This is a genomic window from Corynebacterium sp. LK2590 (genome assembly GCF_040946105.1).
Lineage (GTDB): Bacteria > Actinomycetota > Actinomycetes > Mycobacteriales > Mycobacteriaceae > Corynebacterium.
In genome coordinates this window covers 170,473-188,383 of sequence record NZ_JAYWMH010000006.1, presented here as the reverse complement: position 1 = coordinate 188,383, position 17,911 = coordinate 170,473, and the positions used below count along the sequence as shown (strand labels likewise).

The following is a 17,911-nucleotide window of genomic DNA, read 5'->3' as shown; positions in this document are numbered from 1 at the left end:
CAGGAGGCATTCAGCGTTCTCACCGCGCCGCGCCAGGTAGCGGTGAAGCGGGGAAAGTGGCTAGACTTCCCAATCATGAGTTCCGAGCATAACGCCGAGCGTCAGCCTTCCCTTCTGGACGCTTCGTGCGATAATTTCGCAGCTGATTTGGCAGCCCTGACCCCTACCGATGCGACGGCGTGGGGCGTTGCGGGCTACGAGGGTGAGTTGCAGGACTTCTCGCCCGAATACTACGAAGCCGTGGCGGACCGTACCCGCGAGATGATTGCGGATCTCGACGCCCTGGATGACTCGACGGACGAGTCGGACGACGAGGACGACTTCGACGACGTCGACTACGTGACCGCAGCCGTGTTGCGCGATCGCCTCTGCCTGGACCTAGACATGCACCACCGCATGGAGGACCTGCGGCTGCTCAACAACATCGCCTCGCCGGTCCAGACCATCCGGGACACCCTCCTGCTCATGCCGCAGGAGACCGAGGAGGACCTGGACGCCATCCGCTCCCGCCTGTCCAAGGTGGGCAGCGCGCTGGCGGGTTATCGGGACTCGCTGACGGAGGCGGCATCGCACGGCTTGGTGGCGGCCAACCGCCAGATCAATGAGGTCATCGGCCAGTGCAACGCGCTGACGGATAGCGACTCGATGCTCGACGAGCTCGGCCTGGCCGAGGACTCCGCCGAGGTGGAGCACGCCAAGCAGGCTTTCGAAGAATTCTCCGCCTGGCTGTCGACGGACCTGCAGCCGCAGGCGCCGACCTCGGACGCTTTCGGCCGCGAGCGCTACGAGCTGTTCTCCCACCTGTTCGTGGGCGACGTCGTGGACGTGGACGAGGCTTATCGCTGGGGCCTGGAGCAGCTGCGCGAGATCAACGCCGAGCAGGAAAAGATCGCCCATAGCCTCTACGGCAACGAATGCACCGTGCGCACGGCGATGCGCAAGTTCAACCAGGAAGAGCGCTACCTCCTGCGTGGCAAGGACGCGCTGGTGGAGTGGATGCAGTCCACGGCCGACCGCGCCATCGAGGAGCTGGACGGCAAGTACTTCGACGTGCCGGAGCAGGTGCGCGAGATTGAGTGCTGCATCGATCCGGCGGGCACCGGCGGGATCTTCTACACCCAGCCGGCGGATGACTTCTCCCGCTCGGGCCGGATGTGGTGGTCGGTGCCGGCCGGCCAGGACGTATTCCACACCTGGCAGGAGTTGACCACGGTCCACCACGAGGGCGTGCCGGGCCACCACCTGCAGATCGGCCAGGCCCTGGTCGAGCCGGATCTGAACCTGTGGCGCCGCAGCGTGTGCTGGAACTCCGGCCACGGCGAGGGCTGGGCCCTCTACGCCGAGGAGCTCATGGCGGAGCTCGGATACATGGACGATCCCGGCTACCGGATGGGCCTTTTGGACGCTAAGCGCCTGCGGGCGGCCCGCGTGGTCGCGGACATCGGCCTGCACCTGGGCAAGAAGATGCCGGACGGCTCCGGCGTCTGGGACAAGTCCCACGTGCACACCTTCATGCGGGAGAACACCGCGATGGACTCGGCGAACCTCTCCTTCGAGGTCAACCGCTACCTGGGCTGGGCCGGCCAGGCGCCATCGTACGCGCTGGGGGCGCGCCTGTGGCGCCAGACCCGCGACGAGGCAGTCGCGCAGGGCATGAGCGAGCGCGAGTTCCACGCCGAGGCGCTGGCGCTGGGCTCGGTGCCGATGTCCATCCTGCGCGAGACCATCCTCGACTAGGTGCTAGCGTTTCCTCCGCGTGAAGAGGCGGATGAGCTGGGGCAGGTAGCCGGCAATCACCAGCACGATGATGAGCCGGATGAGCTGGATGGCCACCACTGCTGGCCCGGCCCCGCCTTCGGAGGACAGCGCCAGGACGGTCTCGAGCGCGCCGGGGCTGGTGGCCAGGTAGGCCTCGAAATAGGTGATGTCCAGCGCCCAGGTCAGCGGCCAAGCAGTTGCCGCGCAGAGGGCGATGACCACGACGATATAGGCCACGGTGGCGGGCAGCTGCGCCGCGAACCGCTGCAGTGCGGGCCACGACAGGCCGCCGCCGCAGACCCAACCGATGCACATGAACGCCAAGATTCGGAAGGGTTCGATGGGCTGGAGGGTGAGCTCACCGGGCAGGAACAACGAGGCCAGCACCGTCAGCAGGAGCGGGCCGATCACGCCCGGGGCGGGCAGGCGGAGAAGCTTGCCGAGGGGCTCGCCGGCGAAGGCGATGGCCAACACGAGCAGGATCATCCACCAGTGCTGATCCGGCTGCGGGGCGTCGACCGGATGGGAGTCGGCCGGGGTGGATAGGAAGCCGACGACGACCGGCAGGGTCATGGACACGGTCAGCAGGCGCAGGTACTGGGTCAGCGCCACGTAGCGGTAGTCCGCGCCGAGGTCGTCGGCGAGCACCGGCATCATGGACGCCCCGCCGGGCAGCATGGACAGGATGCCGGTGTCCCGGCTGACGGCCTTCGGCTGGGCGCGGTGCAGGAGGAGCCCGCCGCCAATGCCGACTAGCACCGTCACCAGGGAGACCACGACGCCCGCGGGCAGGAAGCCGACGATGCGCGACAGCGGCACCGTGGTCAGGGGGATCGCGGCCAGGATGCCGATGAACCCGCGGCTGAGCGCGTAGATGTGGCGGTTGACGGGCAGCTCTTTGCGGGTCGCCAGCGCCATGCCGGCGGAGACCACGATGGCGGCCACGATCCAGGCCGCCGGCACGTTCCAGTGGTCAAAGAGCCAGCCGAGGCCCACGGAGGCGGGCGCGACAATCATCCAGCGCACTGCCAACGGCATGCGGGCACCTCCTTGTAAATTCGATCCCCTTTATACTATTGGCCTTATACTGTTGCCATGGAAATAGGCGCGGGAACCTGGGCACTGCTCGTGGCGGGGGCCGGGGTGGCCGGCTGGATCGACGCGGTCATCGGCGGCGGCGGGCTGGTGCTCATCCCCCTGATCTTGGCGCTGGTTCCCGGCGTGGCCCCGGCCACGGCGCTGGCGACGAATAAGGTGGCGGCGGTCTCGGGCACGGCATCGGCGGCGGTAACGCTGGTGCGCAAGGTGCGGCCGCCCGCGCGGGAGCTGGTGCCGATGGCGGTGTTGGCGGCGGTGGCCTCGGGCGTGGGTGCGCTGATGGCCTCGCTGCTCAACGAGGACGTGATGCGGCCGCTGATCATTGTTCTGCTGCTCGCCGTGGGCACGTTCATCGCCTTCAAGCCGAGCTTCGGCGGCGGCGACAGCGAGGGGATCCACTCTGGCTGGCGGTCCTGGGCGGCGCTGGCAGCGACGGCTGCGGTGGCGTTCTACGACGGCATCTTCGGGCCGGGCACCGGCATGTTTTTGATCATGGCTTTTACCGCCATCTTCTCCCAGAACTTTCTGCGCTCGGCGGCGATGGCGAAGGTGGTCAACACCGCGACGAACCTGGGCGCGCTGGTGGTCTTCATCGTCGGCGGACACGTGTGGTGGACGCTCGGCATCGTCCTGGCGGTGGCCAATATCGTCGGCGCGCAGCTGGGCGCGCGCACGGTGCTGGGCGGGGGCACGAAGCTTATCCGCTACGCCCTGCTGACCCTCGTGGTGGTCATGAGCTGCTACCTCGCGTGGCAGCAGTGGGGCTAGGCCGGGTCTTCCGGCCAGGCGTGCTTGGGGTAGCGCCCGCGCATTTCGGCGCGCACCTGCTGGTAGGGGCCGGACCAGAAGCTGGCCAGGTCGTCGGTGACCGCGAGCGGGCGGCCGGCGGGGGACAGCAGGTGGAACTGGACCGGCAGGCCGGCTATCGCGGGGGAGGAATGCAGCCCGAAGCACTCCTGGAGCTTGACGCGCACGACGGGACGGCCGGTCGCGTAGTCGATGCGCGGGTGCTTGCCCGAGGGGACCGTGAGGCGTTCGGGCGCGGCGGCATCGATGTCGTTGGGCCACGGCAGCAGGCGCTGGAGCGCCGGGTACATGTCGACCTCGCGCGGGGGCTTGCCGCGGACGATGTCGCCGAGCTCTGGGCCCAGCCAGTACTGCGGATCGGCCTTTTGTGGATCCGGCCAGGGATCGCCGAGGCGCGCGTGGAGGAAGGCCAGGCGGTCGAAGAGGCGCTGCGCCTTGTCGGAGAAGTGGAAGATTTCTAAGCCAGTCCGTTCGAGCAGGCGGGCGAGGGCCTCTGCCGCGGCCTCCGGGCTCGGCTGGGTCGGGGTGGAGCTGAGCTCGATCTGCCCGGCCCGGCGGATCTGGCGGGCGCGCAGCTTGCCCTTGACGAAGTCGGTTTCCAGCTCTTCGGTCACGCCGATGATGTCCAGCGCGTCTTCTTCGGAAATGCGGGCGGCGGCGCGGATGGTGCCGCCCTCGGCGGAGCGGGTCACGACCGCGGTGGCCAGCCACTCGGAGCCGTCGAGGCCGAGGTCGTGGGGCAGGCGGGCCCGCGTTCCGGAGGCCAGCAGGTAGGTGTCGTCGTTCACGCGGCGGGCGATCCAGCGGGGGAAGGCCAGCCCGGTGATGGCGCCGGGATCGCTGACGCCGCTGCCGGTGCTCACCAGCTCGGCCAGGCGCTGGGATTCGGACTTCGGCGCGCGCTGGCGGGCGATGTCGCCACGGGGATCGTCGGCCAGCACGGCGACGGTGGCCGCGGCGGACGGCCCGCATTCGATAAGGGCGCGGCCCAGGTGCGGGTCCAGCGGCAGGCGGACCAGGCGTTTGCCTAGCTGGGTCAGGTGGCCGCCCCGCAGGGCGCCGAGGGATTCCAGGTGTTCTCGGGCGCGGGTCAGGTGCTGCGGCTGGGGGCTATCGAGCAGCGGGCAGTCGCCCCAGGCGGCCAGCTGCAGGGCGGCCTGGGTGAGATCCGTGGTGAGGATCTCCGGGGTGATGGCCTCGGCCGCGTGCTCGTAGTCGGCGGCGGAATAGGCGCGCACCACGGTGCCCGGGCCCTCGCGGCCGGCGCGGCCGGCGCGCTGGTCCGCGGTGGACTTGGCCGAGCTGATGGTGACCAGCCCCGTCATGCCGCGGCTGGCATCCAGCCGGGGCACGCGGGACAGGCCGGAGTCGATGACGGTGCACACTCCGGGCACGGTCAGGGAGGACTCGGCCAGGGAGGTCGAGACCACGATCCGCGGGGTGGACGAGGGTTGCAGGGCCGCGTCCTGCTGCCGGGAATCTAGGCGTCCGTGCAGGGGGAAGCTGCCGGGCAGGCGGCCGACGACGTGTTCGACCTCGCGCACGCCCGGCACGAAGACCAGGGCGGAGTGCCCGGTGGCGGAGACCTGCTCCTGCGCCAGCTGGGCCAGGTGGTCCAGGAATTCCCGGGAGCAGCTGCTGCGGTCGGGGTGTGGGCGGTAGGAGATATCCAGCGGGTAGGTCACCGCCGGGGTGCTGAGCGTTTCGGCTCCTAAGAATTCGGTGAGCTTGTCGCGCTCGAGGGTGGCGGACATGGCTACCAGCCGGAAGTCGTCGCGCAGCTCGGCGAGCTCCAGGCACATGCCTAGGATGAGATCGGTATCCAGCTGGCGCTCGTGGACCTCGTCGATGGCGACGGCGGAGATACCCTCCAGATCCGGATCCCGCAGCAGGCGCTGGAGGAGTACGCCCGGGGTCACGAACTCGACGTGGGTGCCGGGCTGGTGCTCGCCCTTGACGCTGAAACCGACGGCCTTCGGGGCTCCGGAGAGGTGGCGCAGCCGGCGGGCGGCGGCGCGCACGACCACGCGGCGGGGCGCGGTGACGATGACCTTGCCCCCGCAGTGGTTGGCCAGGGCGGGCGGGACCAGGGTGGTCTTACCGGTGCCGGGCGGGGCTTGGATGACTAGGCGCCCGGTGGCATCGACAAGCGTGGGCAGGCGGTCAATGACCCCGGCCACGGGCAGGTCGCGGCCGATCCGTGCGATGTCGAACATGTCATCCAAGCTTACGCACGACCCGCCCGGGGAGCCAAGCACCAGGGAATTGTCCGGCACGTCCTTGGTGACCAGGGTGCCGGCGCCGATGACGCAGTTGTCGCCGATGGTGACCCCGGGCAGGACGGTGACGTGAGCGCCGAACCAGCAGTTGGTGCCTACCGTGATGGGGTGGGCGATCTCCCAGCCGGCGGCGCGCATCGTCGCGTCGTCGATCGGGTGGCCGACGGTGATAAAGGAGCAGTGGGGGCCGACCAGGGTGCCCGCGCCTAGCCGGATCTTGGATTGAGCCAGGAAAGTCGCGCCGAAGTTGATGAAGACGTTGTCGCCGCAGATGAGGTTGTAGCCGTATTCCACGTTGGCCGGGGCAAACCACCCGGGGACTGCGGATTCTTCCGGTAAAAGCTCTCGCAGGATGGCTTCGGCGGCGTGCGGTTCGGTGTTGCCCAGGTCGTTGAACTGCTTGATGAGCCGGAAGCCGCGGAGTTGTTCCGTGCGGAGCTCGTCGCTGCCGGGCAGGTGCCACCGCCCGGATTCCATGCGCTCGCGGGTGCCGTAGACCGCGTGATTGTCCTCGCTGTCCTTGATCGTCATGCTGTCTATTGTGCCGACAATCGCGCCGCTGGTTGTGCCAGACTGGGTGTCATGCTTTTCGAGGTGGAGCGCCCCACGGCCAAGGTCGCGCCCGGGGTGGCGCACGTGCCGGGCTACTGGTCGGCGCCGGAGCAGCACGCGTGGGTCGCGCGGTTTAGGGACCTGGCGCGCCGGGCCAACGGCACGCCCTTTGCCATGCAGCGGCCCCAGCTGGCCTCCGGCGGGCGCATGAGCGTGCACATGCTGAACCTGGGGCATTACTTCGACTATGACAGTTACCGCTACGTGGACCGGAAATTCGGACACACCGTCCCGGCCCTGCCCGGGGATCTTCGGCAGGCGGCTATCGATGCCGTCTCCCGCGCCGCCGCCCTCGCCGAGGAGCTGGTCCCGTGGGCGGAAAGCTACTTGCCGGACATGGCCCTGGTGAATTATTACCCGCCGGGCGCGCAGATGGGCATGCACCAGGATCGCTACGAGTCCACGCGGGCGCCCATCGTCTCCTTTTCCATTGGGGAGGAGGCGCTGTTTCGCATCGGCGGCACGGAAAACCGCAACCGGCCCTGGGAGGAGGTGACGCTGGCCTCCGGGGATCTCATCGTCTTCGGCGGCCCGAAGCGTTTTGCTTTCCACGGGGTGCCCGAGGTTCGCCCCGGCACCGCGCCGGAAGGCTGCGGGCTGGCGCAGGGCCGAATCAATGTCACGGTGCGGCAGGTCTTTTCCGGGTAGGCTGTGCCAGAAACACTTAACCGTTAAACTGAAAGGAAGTCCGACATGGCAAAGATCGGCATCATCATTGGCTCTATCCGCGAAGGTCGCCTGGGCGAAGCCGTCGGCCGCTGGGTCGAGGGTATCGCCCGCGACCGCGCTGAGCAGGGCGTGGACTACGAGCTCATCGACCTGGCTGCCTTCAATGTTCCGCTGCTGACCGCCGCCACCGTCCCGGGCGCGGCCAACAAGCAGTACGACGACGCCAACGTGCAGGCGTGGTCCAAGGCTATCGATGCCTGCGATGCCTTCGTCTTCGTCACCCCGGAGTACAACCACTCCGTGCCGGGCGCCTTCAAGAACGCCTACGACTCCTTGGGCGCGGAGTGGGCCGGCAAGCCGGTCGCCTTCGTCGGCTACGGCGCCTCCGGCGCCATCCGCGCGGTCGAGGCCTGGCGCCTGGTGGTCAGCAACTTCCAGATGGCCCAGCTGCGCAACCAGCTGGAGGTCTCCATCTTCTCCGACTTCACCGACGGCGAGTTCACCCCGGACGAGGACAAGACCAAGCGCATGGACAACATCCTGGCCGAGCTCGAGGATGCGCTGGGCAAATAACCCCCCGGCGGAGTATTGCTTCGATTTTATAAAGCCTCAATATAGGCTTCGTTGATACATCAAGGTGTGTGGAATTACCCCCGGTGGGAGAAAGTCGCTGGCGGTCGCGCTGCGGGGTGCCTGGCTGCTTGTTACGGTGTCTGCGGCCGGCGGTGCCCACGGCATTCGCTGGCCCAGGACACCGTTATTTTTGAGTAGAAAGGACTTTCCGTGACCTTCCCGTTCATCCCGAAGAAGGGCATCGCCAGCGCGCTGGCTGCCGCACTGGTGACGACCGGCGCTGCCGCCCCGGCAGCGCCGGCCAACGAGCTGGATTCCAACATCCAGGGCCCGTTGGTGCTGGCCGAAGCGATGTACTACGACGCCGGGGAGGACGAGATCCGGCTCGACGAAGGCAAGATTGACCACGATCGCGTCACCGCCGAAGAGATTGATCAGGTAGAGGCTGGCCTGGCGGATTTGACCGATGAGCAGGTGGACCAGGTGCTGATCGACAACGGCTACGAGCCGGACGAGATGCGCGACTCGGATAACGACAACTCCGGGGTCTCCTTCCGGATCGCGCCCGCCATCATCTGGGGAGGCGTGGCCATCTTGGGTATTCTCACCGGTGGCGGATTGATCTTCTACTCGATGTACACTTCCCATGCAGAAAAGCAGAACCTGATTAACCAGTGCTACCAGAACGGTGGCAGCCCGGTGGTTGACAGCCGCGATTCCGCCGGCGTGGAGGGTACCACCGATTCCGGAGCAGCTAAGAATGAAGGAGGCTACCGCTTCGAATGCCAGAAGTAGAAACGACTCGAAACGCCCCCATGGTGGTTGCCGCGATCGTTGTGGTGGGGCTGTTCCTGCTGCTGCTGTTGTACCTGGGCCTAAGCCGCTACTACAACGCGCAGGAGCTGGACTCCCTCGTGGAGGGCGCCGAGGCTAACGGGCAGAGCTACTCCGTGGAGATCCACAACGGTCTGACGGGTAGCTATTCCTTCCGCGCCCACTAGCCGGCGATGTCCTTGAGTGCCGCCAGGTGCTCACGGAAGGCAGCGCGACCACGCGCGGTGAGGCTTACCCACACGGTGTCCTTGCCGCGCGTGGAGCCGTATTCGCGGAAGCGGCTGACGTATTCTACCTCCTGTAGGGCGCTGAGCTGCTTGGAGAGCGCGGACGGGCTTAAGCCCACCTCCCGGGCCAGCGAGGAAAACTCCATCTCTTGGTTGACTGCTCCCTCGGTCGCGCCGTAGGCGTTGAGTACGGCGCAGATTTTAAACCGGTTGAGAGGGTGGATGACTGGATCGAGCTGGCCGTTCATGAATGATTCCGCTCCCGGGAGCTGAGATCTAGGGCGCCACTGCCTAGGGCCCACCACACGCTGGCAAAGGCCAGGAGGCCAAGAGGTAGCACGACCCAGGCCGGCAGGTCGTGGGCGAAGATGAAGGCGGACATCGGCCAATAGAGGCAGAAAAGCCCCAGCCCGTAGCGCTTGTCCGCGGAGGGTGCGGCGAAGGGATCTTGGCGGTAAGACTGTCGCACCCGCGGGTAGCGCCGGGGCAGGAGGAAGGCGGCGACGAGTATAACGGCAACGACGATGAGGAGCGCCCACCAATGGCGGGGCCGAAACGCCATGAGCACGAAGGCCGCCAGGTAGGTCAACGCCAGGCAAAAAGCGACCCAGGGTGGGAACAGGGCGTTCTTTTTCTTTGCGAGGGATTCGTTAAAGGACAGAGCCTCGGTGGCCTGCTTCTTTTCATTGTTTTCCACAGTGGAAAGTATGACACTTTCCGTACTAGAAAACAAGGGTTTTGTTACACTGCGGGGCATGACTAATCATGACGCGGGTAACAAGAAAGTAGCAATCGTGACGGGTGCCTCCTCCGGGATTGGCGCCGCGAGCGCGCGGGCGCTGGCAGCCGACGGCTGGCACGTGATCGTGGCGGCGCGGCGCAAGGACCGGCTGGACGCCCTCGCGGAAGAAATCGACGGCACCGCCATCGAGCTGGACGTCGCCAGCCAGGAGTCCGTGGACGCGCTCGCCGCGCAGGTGGACCGGGTGGACCTGTTGGTCAATAACGCCGGCGGCGCCAAGGGCCTGGAGCCACTAGTCGACACCAAGATCGGGGACTGGCAGTGGATGTATGACGTGAACGTGCTGGGCACGGTACGCATGCTGCAGGCGCTGGTGCCGAAACTAGAACAAGCCCCGGATAACTCGGGGCTTGTCATCAACATGGGTTCGGTGGCCGGCTGGGGCGTCTACGAAGGCGGCTCCGGCTACAACAGCGCCAAGCACGGCGTGCGGGTGATCTCCCGGGCGCTGCGGCTGGAAAACCACAACATCCGCACCACGGAGATCGACCCGGGCCGCGTGGCCACCGATTTCTCGCTCGTCCGCTTCAGCGGCGACGAAGAGCGCGCCGCTAAGGTCTACGACGGCCAGCTCAACCTCGCCGCCGAGGACATCGCGGAGGCGGTGCGCTGGGTGGCGTCCCTGCCCGCCCACGTCAACATCGACGTGATGACGGTCAAGCCGCGCACCCAGAGCTAGGAGCTAAGAGCCTACTTCTGCAGACCGAACTGGCCGGAAACGGCCGGGGTCAGGTTCTGGTAGACGTGCTTGTGCTCCTGGTACTCTTCCAGACCCGTCGGGCCCAGCTCGCGGCCGTTGCCGGACTGCTTGTAGCCGCCCCACTCGGCCTGCGGCAGGTACGGGTGGAAGTCGTTGATCCAGATGGTGCCGTGGCGCAGGCCGCGGGCGACCTGCTCGGCCTTGCCCGCATCCGTGGTCCACACCGCGCCGGCCAAGCCGTACTCGGTGTCGTTGGCGATCTCGATGGCCTCCTCCTGCGTGGTGAAGGTCTCCACCGTCACGGTCGGGCCGAAGGCCTCGTCGTGGACGCAGTCCATCTCCCGGGTGGTGTCATCGATGATGGTCGGCAGGTAGTAGATGCCGGCGCCCAGGTCCGTGTTGCCGGTGCCGTGCTGGCCGTTGGTGTCCTCGCTGGTGGCCGCGCGGCCGCCGGTGAGGATGGAGGCGCCCTGCTCGCGGGCGCGGTCCACGTACTCGGCGATCTTCTCGCGGTGCTCGGCGGAGATCAGCGGGCCGGTCTCGGCCTTGTCGTCCGTCGGGCCGCCGATCTTGATGTTGTTGGTGCGCTCGACCAGGGCCTCGATGAACTTGTCGTGGATGGATTCCTCCACGATCAGGCGGGAGCCTGCGGAGCAGACCTGGCCGGAGTGGAAGAACGCGGCGTTGAGGGCGTTGTCCACGGCGGCGTCGAAGTCCGCGTCGGCGAAGACGACGTTCGGGTTCTTGCCACCTAGCTCCAGCGCGGTGCGCTTGACGGTCTCCGCGGCGTTCTTGGCGATCAGCTTGCCGGTGACCAGGCCGCCGGTGAAGGAGACCATGTCCACGTCCGGGTGCTGGGACAGCGGGTTACCGCAGTTGGCGCCGGCGCCGGTGATCAGGTTGGCCACACCGTCCGGCAGGCCGGCATCGCGCAGCACGGCCATGAGCAGCATGGCGGTGTGCGGGGTCAGCTCCGCCTGCTTGAGGACGAAGGTGTTACCAGCGGCGATGGCCGGGGCAACCTTCCAGGACACCTGCAGCAGCGGGTAGTTCCACGGGGTGATCAGGCCGCAGACGCCGACCGGCTCGGCGTCGATACGGGAGCGCACGTTCGGGTCCGCCGGGTCGACCACGCGGCCGGCCTGGTGGGAAGCCAGGGTGCCGAAGTAATCGAAAGCGCCGGCGATGTCTTCCATGTCGCCCATGGACTCTTCCAGGCGCTTGCCGGTGTCGGCGGATTCCGCCTTGGCGAAAAGCTCCTGGTTGTCGCGGATGGCCTGGGCCACGCGCAGCAGCAGCTTGCCGCGCTCGATGGCCGGGACGGAGGACCAGGTGCCGGCATCGAAGGTGCGGCGGGCGACTTTGATAGCGCGGATCGTGTCCTCGTCGGTGGCTTCGGAGACCTCGGCGACGACGGTGCCGTCGGCCGGGCAGGTGATGGTGCGGGTGCCGCCCTCAGCAGCGGCCTCCCACTGGCCATCGATGAATAGGGACTTCGGACCGTCGCCCGTGTGGACGCCGGAGAGGAGCTCCGTCGTAGAAGGATCAAACAGTGCGTTCTGGGTGCTCAACAAAGCATCCTTTCTTGTCGGCGCTTTAATAGGGGCCGGCATTCGTATTCAAACAGGGAAGTTGTTCGGTTCCGCTTTCCGGTCTACCAGAACTAATTATCCTCGCGCCAGATCTGCTCGGGCTCTGCGCCATCGGAAACATCGGACTCACCTGGGCGTTCGGACTGCATGTGCAGGAAGGCCAGGTGGCGTTCGTAGAGATCCAGCACGTTGTTGATGAGCTGGTTCTCGCTGTAGCCGTAGACGTCGTAGCCCAAAGAACCGGTGAGATCGTAGACCTCGAGGCGGAAGTATTCCTTCTGATCACCGGCCAGGAACTCCGGGCATTCGGAGGCCACGGGGAAGAGCTGGTAGCGGAACTTGCGCTCGTTGTGCAGCGTGACCTGCAGGTCCAGCTGGGGCAGTTCCAGGTCAGGCAGCTCGCTGGTCAGCAGGATGGCGTCGTAGCCGCGCTGGCGCATCTGGACCGCGACCTTTTCCAGGGCGAACTCGGCGGTGTTCCGCATATAGGTGTCCATGTCCTGCTTGGTCGGGTAGGTATTGGCGCGATCCAGGCGCTGCTTCCAGCTGTCGCCGTCGGCGGCGATCCGGTCGGTGCGGCCGGAGATAACGCCGTGGAGCGCGGTGGTGCGCGCCTCCTTCTGCAGGTTTTCCAGGCGCAGCGACTTCCACAGGGAGAACATCACCAGGTAGATGACCACGGCGAAGGGCAGGCCCATGACCACGGTGGCGGACTGCACCGTGGCGATGCCGTCGATCTGCAGCAGGGCCAGGGTCAACAGACCCACGGCGATGGACCAGAAGATGCGCAGCCAGCGGGTTCCGTCTTGGCGACTGTCGGTGATCTTCGAGGTGAAGTTCGACATCACCAGCGCGCCGGAGTCGGCCGAGGTGATATAAAGCAGCAGGCCGATGCCCGTGGTCAGCAGGATGATGAAGCCCGAGGCCGGGAACTCCTGCAGCATGTCGTAGAAGCCCTGCTCCGGGATGTTGACCGCGTTCTCGGCGAACTCGGGGTAATCACCCGAGCGCACCATGTCCAGGGCGGTGTTGCCGAAGAAGGACATCCACATCAGGATGAACAGGAACGGGAAGGTCAGGGTGCCGAAGATGAACTGGCGCAGGGTGCGCCCGCGGGAGATACGCGCCAGGAACAGGCCCACGAAGGTAGCCCAGGCGATCCACCAGGCCCAGAAGAACAGGGTCCAGGACTGCATCCACTCGGCCGTGGCGGCCGGATCATCCGTGAAGGCCATGGTGTCCATGGTCCAAGACGGGAACTTGGAGACGTAGTCGCCCACGTTCATCACGATGGCGTCGAAGAGGTAGGCCGTCTTGCCGAAGACCACGATGTAGATCATCAGTGCGATGGCCAGGAAGACGTTGAGCTCCGACAAGAAGCGGATGCCCTTGTCCACGCCCGAGACGGCGGACAGGGTAGCGATGGCAATCGCGATGATGATGAGGGCGGACTGCAGGCCGAGGCCCTGGTCGATATCGAAGATGAGGTGGATACCGTAGGACAGCTGCACCACGCCGATGCCCAGGGAGGCGGTCACGCCGAAGACGGTGCCCAGCATGGCGGCGACATCTACGGCGTCGCCGACTGGGCCGTGCACGCGCTTGCCAATGAGCGGGTACAGCGCGGAGCGGATGGCCAGCGGCATGTTCAGGCGGTAGGCGAAGTAGCCGAAGGCCATGCCCATCAGGGCGTAGAGCGCCCAGCCGGTCAGGCCGTAGTGGAACATGGCGTAGACGACGGCCTCCTTGGCCGCCTCCATGGTCTCCGGCTCGCCGGTGGGCGGGGCCAGGTACATGGTCACCGGCTCGGCCACGGCGAAGAACATCAGGTCGACGCCGATACCGGCGGCAAAAAGCATGGAAGCCCACGCGAAGGTGTTGAACTTCGGGCGCGAGTGATCCGGGCCCATCCGGATATTGCCGGAACTGGAAATCGCGATGTAGAGGACGAAAACGACCGCGATGGTCGCGGTCAGGATGTAGAACCAGCCGAGGTTGGTGCTGATCCAGCCGGTGACGCTGGCCAGCGTGTTGGCGGCGTGTTCGCGGCCCAAGCCGGCGTAGAGCGCCATCGCGATGATCAGCACACTGGAAACGGTGAAAACGGGCCAGTTCGTCTTGGGCGGCTCGACCTCGTCGGCACCGACATCGGAGCCGGTCTCCGCCTTGTAGCTGCCTACCAGGGCGCGGACCTGGTAGCGCGATCGACGTTTGGTGCGCGCCTTACCTTCTGAGGAAGGTTCGGCGTTAGTAGGTTGGGGCGATTCAGGATGATGCTGATCGAAATTCGCCATGGATCACTCCTCTGAAGTTATTAGCGCCCTGGCCCGCACCGACGCCCAAACGGACATAGACGGGCTTAAGGCTAAACGCTCAAACATATTTGATTCATATATTCGAAACGGCGCAAAAAACCCGAGCGCATTTAGGGTGGGAAGGGGCAAAGGCACTATCGAAAATACCAGTATGGAACACGTCAAACTTATCCTATTCTGGGCAAAATGCAAGCTTCTCAGGTAGGCTCGTTATGTAAGTAGGAGCGGAATAATGCGTATTTGTCCATGCACTGATTGCATAATATGCATTTCTGAACACCGCGAAGAAAGGAAGTGCTTTCCGTATGGGTCTATTAGACAAGGTGACTAAGAATAACTCGAAGAAGGTAACTGACGAGGTAAGCGACGTGGTTGTTGTCGGCGGCGGCTCCGCCGGCTCCGTGGTCGCTGCTCGACTGACTGAAGATCCTGAAACCCGCGTGCTGGTCCTGGAAGCCGGCCGCAACGACTCCCTGTGGGACCTGTTCGTCCACATGCCGTCGGCGTTCTCTTTCCCGATCGGCGCCAAGCACTACGACTGGATGTACGAGTCCGAGCCGGAACCGGAGATGAACGGCCGCCGCGTCTACCATGCCCGCGGCAAGCTGCTGGGCGGTTCCTCGTCCATCAACGGCATGATTTTCCAGCGCGGTAACCCCATGGACTACGAGAAGTGGGCCGACAACCCGGGCATGGAGCACTGGGACTTCGCCCACTGCCTGCCGTACTTCAAGAAGATGGAGACCGCCACCGGCGCCGACCCGAACGATCCGCGACGCGGCCACAGCGGCCCGCTCTACCTATCCCGCGGTCCGGCCACCAACCCGCTGTTCCAGGCCTTGTTCAAGTCCGTCCAGCAGGCGGGCTACAACCTGACCAACGACGTCAACGGCTACCGCCAGGAGGGCTTCGCGCCGTTCGACCGCAACATCCGCCACGGCAAGCGCTGGTCCGCGGCCCGGGCTTACCTGCACCCGAACAAGCAGCGTAAGAACCTGGAGATCCGCACCCACGCCTTCACCACTAAGGTCCTCTTCGACGGCCAGAAGGCCATCGGCGTGGAATATGAGTGGGAAGGCGGCGTCCACCGCGTCTACGCGGACAAGATCGTGCTGTCTGCCGGCGCCATCAATACCCCGCAGCTGCTGCAGGTCTCCGGCATCGGCGACCGCGAGCTGCTGGAGTCCCACGGCATCGAGGTCGTCAAGCACCTGCCGGGCGTGGGCGAGAACCTGCAGGACCACCTCGAGGTCTACATCCAGTACGAGCTGACCAACAACACGGATTCCTCCCAGCCGTACCTGGATAAGTGGCGCTGGCCGTTCATGGGCCTGGAGTGGCTGCTGACCAAGAAGGGCCCGGTGGGCACCTCCCACTTCGAGGCCGGCGGCTTCGTGCGCTCCAACGACAAGGAAGCGTACCCGAACCTGATGTTCCACTTCCTGCCGATGGCAGTGCGCTACGACGGGCAGAAGGCCGACGTCAAGCACGGCTTCCAGTGGCACGTTGGCCCGATGTTCTCCGACACCAAGGGTTACGTGCGCATCAAGAGCGCCGACATCCACGAGAAGCCGGAGATCCTGTTCAACTACCTGCGCACCGACCAGGACCGCCGCGAGTGGGTCGAGGCCGTGCGCGTGGCCCGCTCCCTGCTGGACACCGAGGCCATGGAGGAAGTCGGCGCCCGTGAGTTCAGCCCGGGCTCCGACGTCCAGACCGACGAGGACATCCTGGAGTGGGTCCGCAACGACGGCGAGACCGCGCTGCACCCGTCCTGCACCACCAAGATGGGCTCCAAGGACGACGAGATGGCTGTCGTCGACCCGGAGACCATGCAGGTCTGGGGCATCGAAGGCCTCTACATCGCCGACGCCGGTGTCTTCCCGAACGTCACCAACGGCAACATCTACGCCCCGACCATGATGGTGGGCGAGAAGGCCGCCGATCTGATTGCCGGCCGCACCCCGTTGGAGCCGGAGTACACCTCCTGGTACAAGGCCGGCGAGGACATGCCGCTCTACGCCGAGGGCGAGAAGGTCCGTGACCACAAGGACGCCATCGAGGGCGCCTGGTAAACCCACGGAAAACGCTCCGTTACACTAAAACCGTCACCTGCCACCCCGGCAGCGTGGCGGTTTTTCAATGACTGCCCCTTTAAATTACGGAAGGTAGAAACCCCCATGAGCATGGCCTCCCTGCTGACGCTCATCGGCGTGTGGATAGTCCTGCTGGTAACCCCGGGCCCGGACGTGGTGCAGGTGATCCGCACCGCGCCGCGCTCGCGCCGGGCGGGCCTTTTGTGCGCGGCCGGGATCGCTACCGGCACGGGTGTATGGCTGGCGGCCTCCCTGGCGGGCCTGTCCGCGCTGATTGCCGCCCGCCCGGAGCTGCTCAGCGGCTTGCAGGTCATCGGCGGCGGGGTGCTTATCTACATGGGGCTTAGCTCCCTGCGCGGCGGGCTGCGCACGAGCCAGCCCGAGGCCGCGCAGCCCGAGCGCGTCCAGGGGGTGCTCACCGCCGGCAAGTCCTATCGCCTGGGGCTGATGACCAACCTGTCCAACCCGAAGGCCCTGGTGTTTTTCGGCGCCGTCTTCGCCCAGTTCCTTTCCCCGGGCATCTCCGCGCTGTGGACCGTGGCGGTCGGCCTCATCCTCTTGGCCATCTCTTTCGCCTGGTTCGGCGGCTTTTCCCTCGTCGTGCGCACCGCCGCGCGCTGGTTGGCCCGGCACGGCAACTGGCTGGACATCGTCGCCGGCATCATCTTCACCATCTTCGGGCTTGTCATGGTGGTGGAAGGAGTCATGGGCCTGGTTAATTAGCCCAGTACACAAACCTGTTTCCCACTAGGTGGGATGGAGCGTACCTTCGATGGCGGTATCAACTCCGCCGTTTGCGGAGCCAAAGAGAGCTCATCCAAGGTCCCGATGTGCGGTCGGGGCCTTGCAGTCGTTTCTACAGGAGGTGCGCGTGTCTTTAGTCTCTTTGCTCACGCTGATGGGGGTGTGGCTGGTGGCCATGGCCTCACCGGGGCCCGACGTCATCCAGATCATCCGGCTGGGGTCCCGCTCCACCCGGGCGGGGCTGTGGGCGGCCCTGGGCAGCTCCACCGGCCTGCTGCTCTGGGTGGTGGCCTCGCTGGCGGGCCTGTCCGCCCTGATCGACTCGCACCCGGGGATTCTCATCACGCTTCAGCTGCTGGGCGGTACCTACCTGCTGTGGATGGCCTACAGCGCTATCAAGTCCGGGCTGGCGCAGCGCCGCGTGCCCGCCCGCGTGGTGCAGACGGAGACCTTCCAAGAGGACAACCCGGATTCGGCGCCGCGGGTGTGGATCACTGCCGGCAAGGCTTACCGGATGGGTTTCATCTGCGATCTGTCGAACCCGAAGGTCGTCATCTTCTTCGGCGCGGTCTTCTCCAATTTCTTAGAGCCGGGCATGAGCCTGGGCTGGTCGGTGCTGCTGGTGGTGTTGCTGGTGGGCGAGTCCCTGGCGCTTTTCGGCGCCGTCGCGCTGACCGTGCGGGCGTTTTCGCGCTGGATGTCGCGCCACTCCTCGTGGGTGGATCTCTTCTCGGGCGTGGTCTTCCTGCTCCTGGCCGCGTTCATCCTCTACGAAGGTGTGCGCGGGGCAATCGGGGTAGCCTAA

16 protein-coding genes and 1 pseudogene are annotated in these 17,911 nt (G+C 65.9%); 10 read left to right on the top strand and 7 right to left on the bottom strand.

Annotated features, from left to right (window positions below; translation table 11 throughout):
* The first annotated feature begins 75 nt into the window (after positions 1 to 75).
* Positions 76 to 1,737 (top strand): DUF885 domain-containing protein, encoded by a 1,662-nt coding sequence (locus VVR85_RS09020; RefSeq protein ID WP_368520571.1) that lies wholly within the window; start codon positions 76 to 78, stop codon positions 1,735 to 1,737.
* 3 nt (positions 1,738 to 1,740) lie between these two features.
* Here VVR85_RS09020 and VVR85_RS09015 read toward each other — a convergent pair whose 3' ends face one another.
* On the bottom strand, positions 1,741 to 2,796 hold the full coding sequence (locus tag VVR85_RS09015; RefSeq protein ID WP_368520570.1) for an AbrB family transcriptional regulator: 1,056 nt from the start codon (positions 2,794 to 2,796) through the stop codon (positions 1,741 to 1,743).
* A gap of 57 nt (positions 2,797 to 2,853) precedes the next feature.
* On the opposite strand from VVR85_RS09015, the gene VVR85_RS09010 reads away from it, so the two are divergent.
* Entirely contained in the window at positions 2,854 to 3,624 is a 771-nt protein-coding gene (locus VVR85_RS09010) for a TSUP family transporter (RefSeq protein ID WP_368520569.1), read from the top strand.
* Here VVR85_RS09010 and VVR85_RS09005 read toward each other — a convergent pair.
* Both VVR85_RS09005 and VVR85_RS11200 read right to left on the bottom strand, forming a co-directional pair.
* The gene (locus tag VVR85_RS09005) at positions 3,621 to 5,879 is read right to left on the bottom strand and encodes an ATP-dependent RNA helicase (RefSeq protein ID WP_409338203.1); all 2,259 of its coding nucleotides are present in this window, start codon (positions 5,877 to 5,879) and stop codon (positions 3,621 to 3,623) included. The genes VVR85_RS09010 and VVR85_RS09005 overlap by 4 nt on opposite strands.
* 75 nt (positions 5,880 to 5,954) lie before the next feature.
* Positions 5,955 to 6,419, bottom strand: a pseudogene (locus VVR85_RS11200) (DapH/DapD/GlmU-related protein); the annotation flags it as partial.
* A gap of 105 nt (positions 6,420 to 6,524) precedes the next feature.
* Here VVR85_RS11200 and VVR85_RS09000 point away from each other — a divergent pair.
* The 4 genes from VVR85_RS09000 (at position 6,525) to VVR85_RS08985 (ending at position 8,797) form a co-directional block, all read left to right on the top strand.
* Positions 6,525 to 7,202, top strand: coding sequence for an alpha-ketoglutarate-dependent dioxygenase AlkB (locus tag VVR85_RS09000; protein ID WP_368520567.1), 678 nt, complete (start codon positions 6,525 to 6,527; stop codon positions 7,200 to 7,202).
* Positions 7,203 to 7,247: 45 nt separating this feature from the next.
* Positions 7,248 to 7,796: an NADPH-dependent FMN reductase gene (locus VVR85_RS08995; RefSeq protein WP_368520566.1), complete on the top strand. Its 549-nt coding sequence runs from the start codon at positions 7,248 to 7,250 to the stop codon at positions 7,794 to 7,796.
* A gap of 210 nt (positions 7,797 to 8,006) precedes the next feature.
* Positions 8,007 to 8,591, top strand: a complete 585-nt coding sequence (locus tag VVR85_RS08990) for a chromosome partitioning protein ParB (RefSeq protein ID WP_368520565.1) — start codon at positions 8,007 to 8,009, stop codon at positions 8,589 to 8,591.
* Positions 8,579 to 8,797, top strand: coding sequence for a hypothetical protein (locus VVR85_RS08985; protein WP_070768564.1), 219 nt, complete (start codon positions 8,579 to 8,581; stop codon positions 8,795 to 8,797). The genes VVR85_RS08990 and VVR85_RS08985 overlap by 13 nt, the downstream gene beginning before the upstream one ends.
* Here VVR85_RS08985 and VVR85_RS08980 read toward each other — a convergent pair.
* A complete protein-coding gene (locus tag VVR85_RS08980; RefSeq protein WP_368520564.1) occupies positions 8,794 to 9,105 on the bottom strand; it encodes a transcriptional regulator in 312 nt (103 codons plus the stop codon). The genes VVR85_RS08985 and VVR85_RS08980 overlap by 4 nt on opposite strands.
* Positions 9,102 to 9,554, bottom strand: a complete 453-nt coding sequence (locus tag VVR85_RS08975; RefSeq protein WP_368520563.1) for a hypothetical protein — start codon at positions 9,552 to 9,554, stop codon at positions 9,102 to 9,104. Before VVR85_RS08975 ends, VVR85_RS08980 begins: the two co-directional genes overlap by 4 nt.
* 58 nt (positions 9,555 to 9,612) lie before the next feature.
* Between VVR85_RS08975 and VVR85_RS08970 the strand changes: the two genes are divergently transcribed.
* Entirely contained in the window at positions 9,613 to 10,338 is a 726-nt protein-coding gene (locus tag VVR85_RS08970; RefSeq protein WP_368520562.1) for an SDR family oxidoreductase, read from the top strand.
* 11 nt (positions 10,339 to 10,349) lie between these two features.
* On the opposite strand, the gene VVR85_RS08965 is transcribed toward VVR85_RS08970, so the two are convergent.
* Together VVR85_RS08965 and betT are read right to left on the bottom strand one after the other, a co-directional pair.
* Positions 10,350 to 11,930, bottom strand: a complete 1,581-nt coding sequence (locus tag VVR85_RS08965; protein WP_368520561.1) for an aldehyde dehydrogenase family protein — start codon at positions 11,928 to 11,930, stop codon at positions 10,350 to 10,352.
* Positions 11,931 to 12,022: 92 nt separating this feature from the next.
* Positions 12,023 to 14,245 carry a choline BCCT transporter BetT gene (gene betT / locus VVR85_RS08960; protein ID WP_368520560.1) on the bottom strand — a complete coding sequence of 741 codons (2,223 nt, stop codon included), beginning with the start codon at positions 14,243 to 14,245 and terminating at the stop codon, positions 12,023 to 12,025.
* A gap of 326 nt (positions 14,246 to 14,571) precedes the next feature.
* Here betT and betA point away from each other — a divergent pair, with 326 nt between their 5' ends.
* The 3 genes from betA to VVR85_RS08945 all read left to right on the top strand — a co-directional run bounded on the left by betA (position 14,572) and on the right by VVR85_RS08945 (position 17,911).
* The gene (betA, locus tag VVR85_RS08955) at positions 14,572 to 16,341 is read left to right on the top strand and encodes a choline dehydrogenase (protein ID WP_368520559.1); all 1,770 of its coding nucleotides are present in this window, start codon (positions 14,572 to 14,574) and stop codon (positions 16,339 to 16,341) included.
* A gap of 105 nt (positions 16,342 to 16,446) precedes the next feature.
* Positions 16,447 to 17,085, top strand: a complete 639-nt coding sequence (locus VVR85_RS08950) for a LysE family translocator (protein WP_368520558.1) — start codon at positions 16,447 to 16,449, stop codon at positions 17,083 to 17,085.
* A 148-nt stretch (positions 17,086 to 17,233) separates the two neighbouring features.
* Positions 17,234 to 17,911 (top strand): LysE family translocator, encoded by a 678-nt coding sequence (locus VVR85_RS08945; protein ID WP_368520557.1) that lies wholly within the window; start codon positions 17,234 to 17,236, stop codon positions 17,909 to 17,911.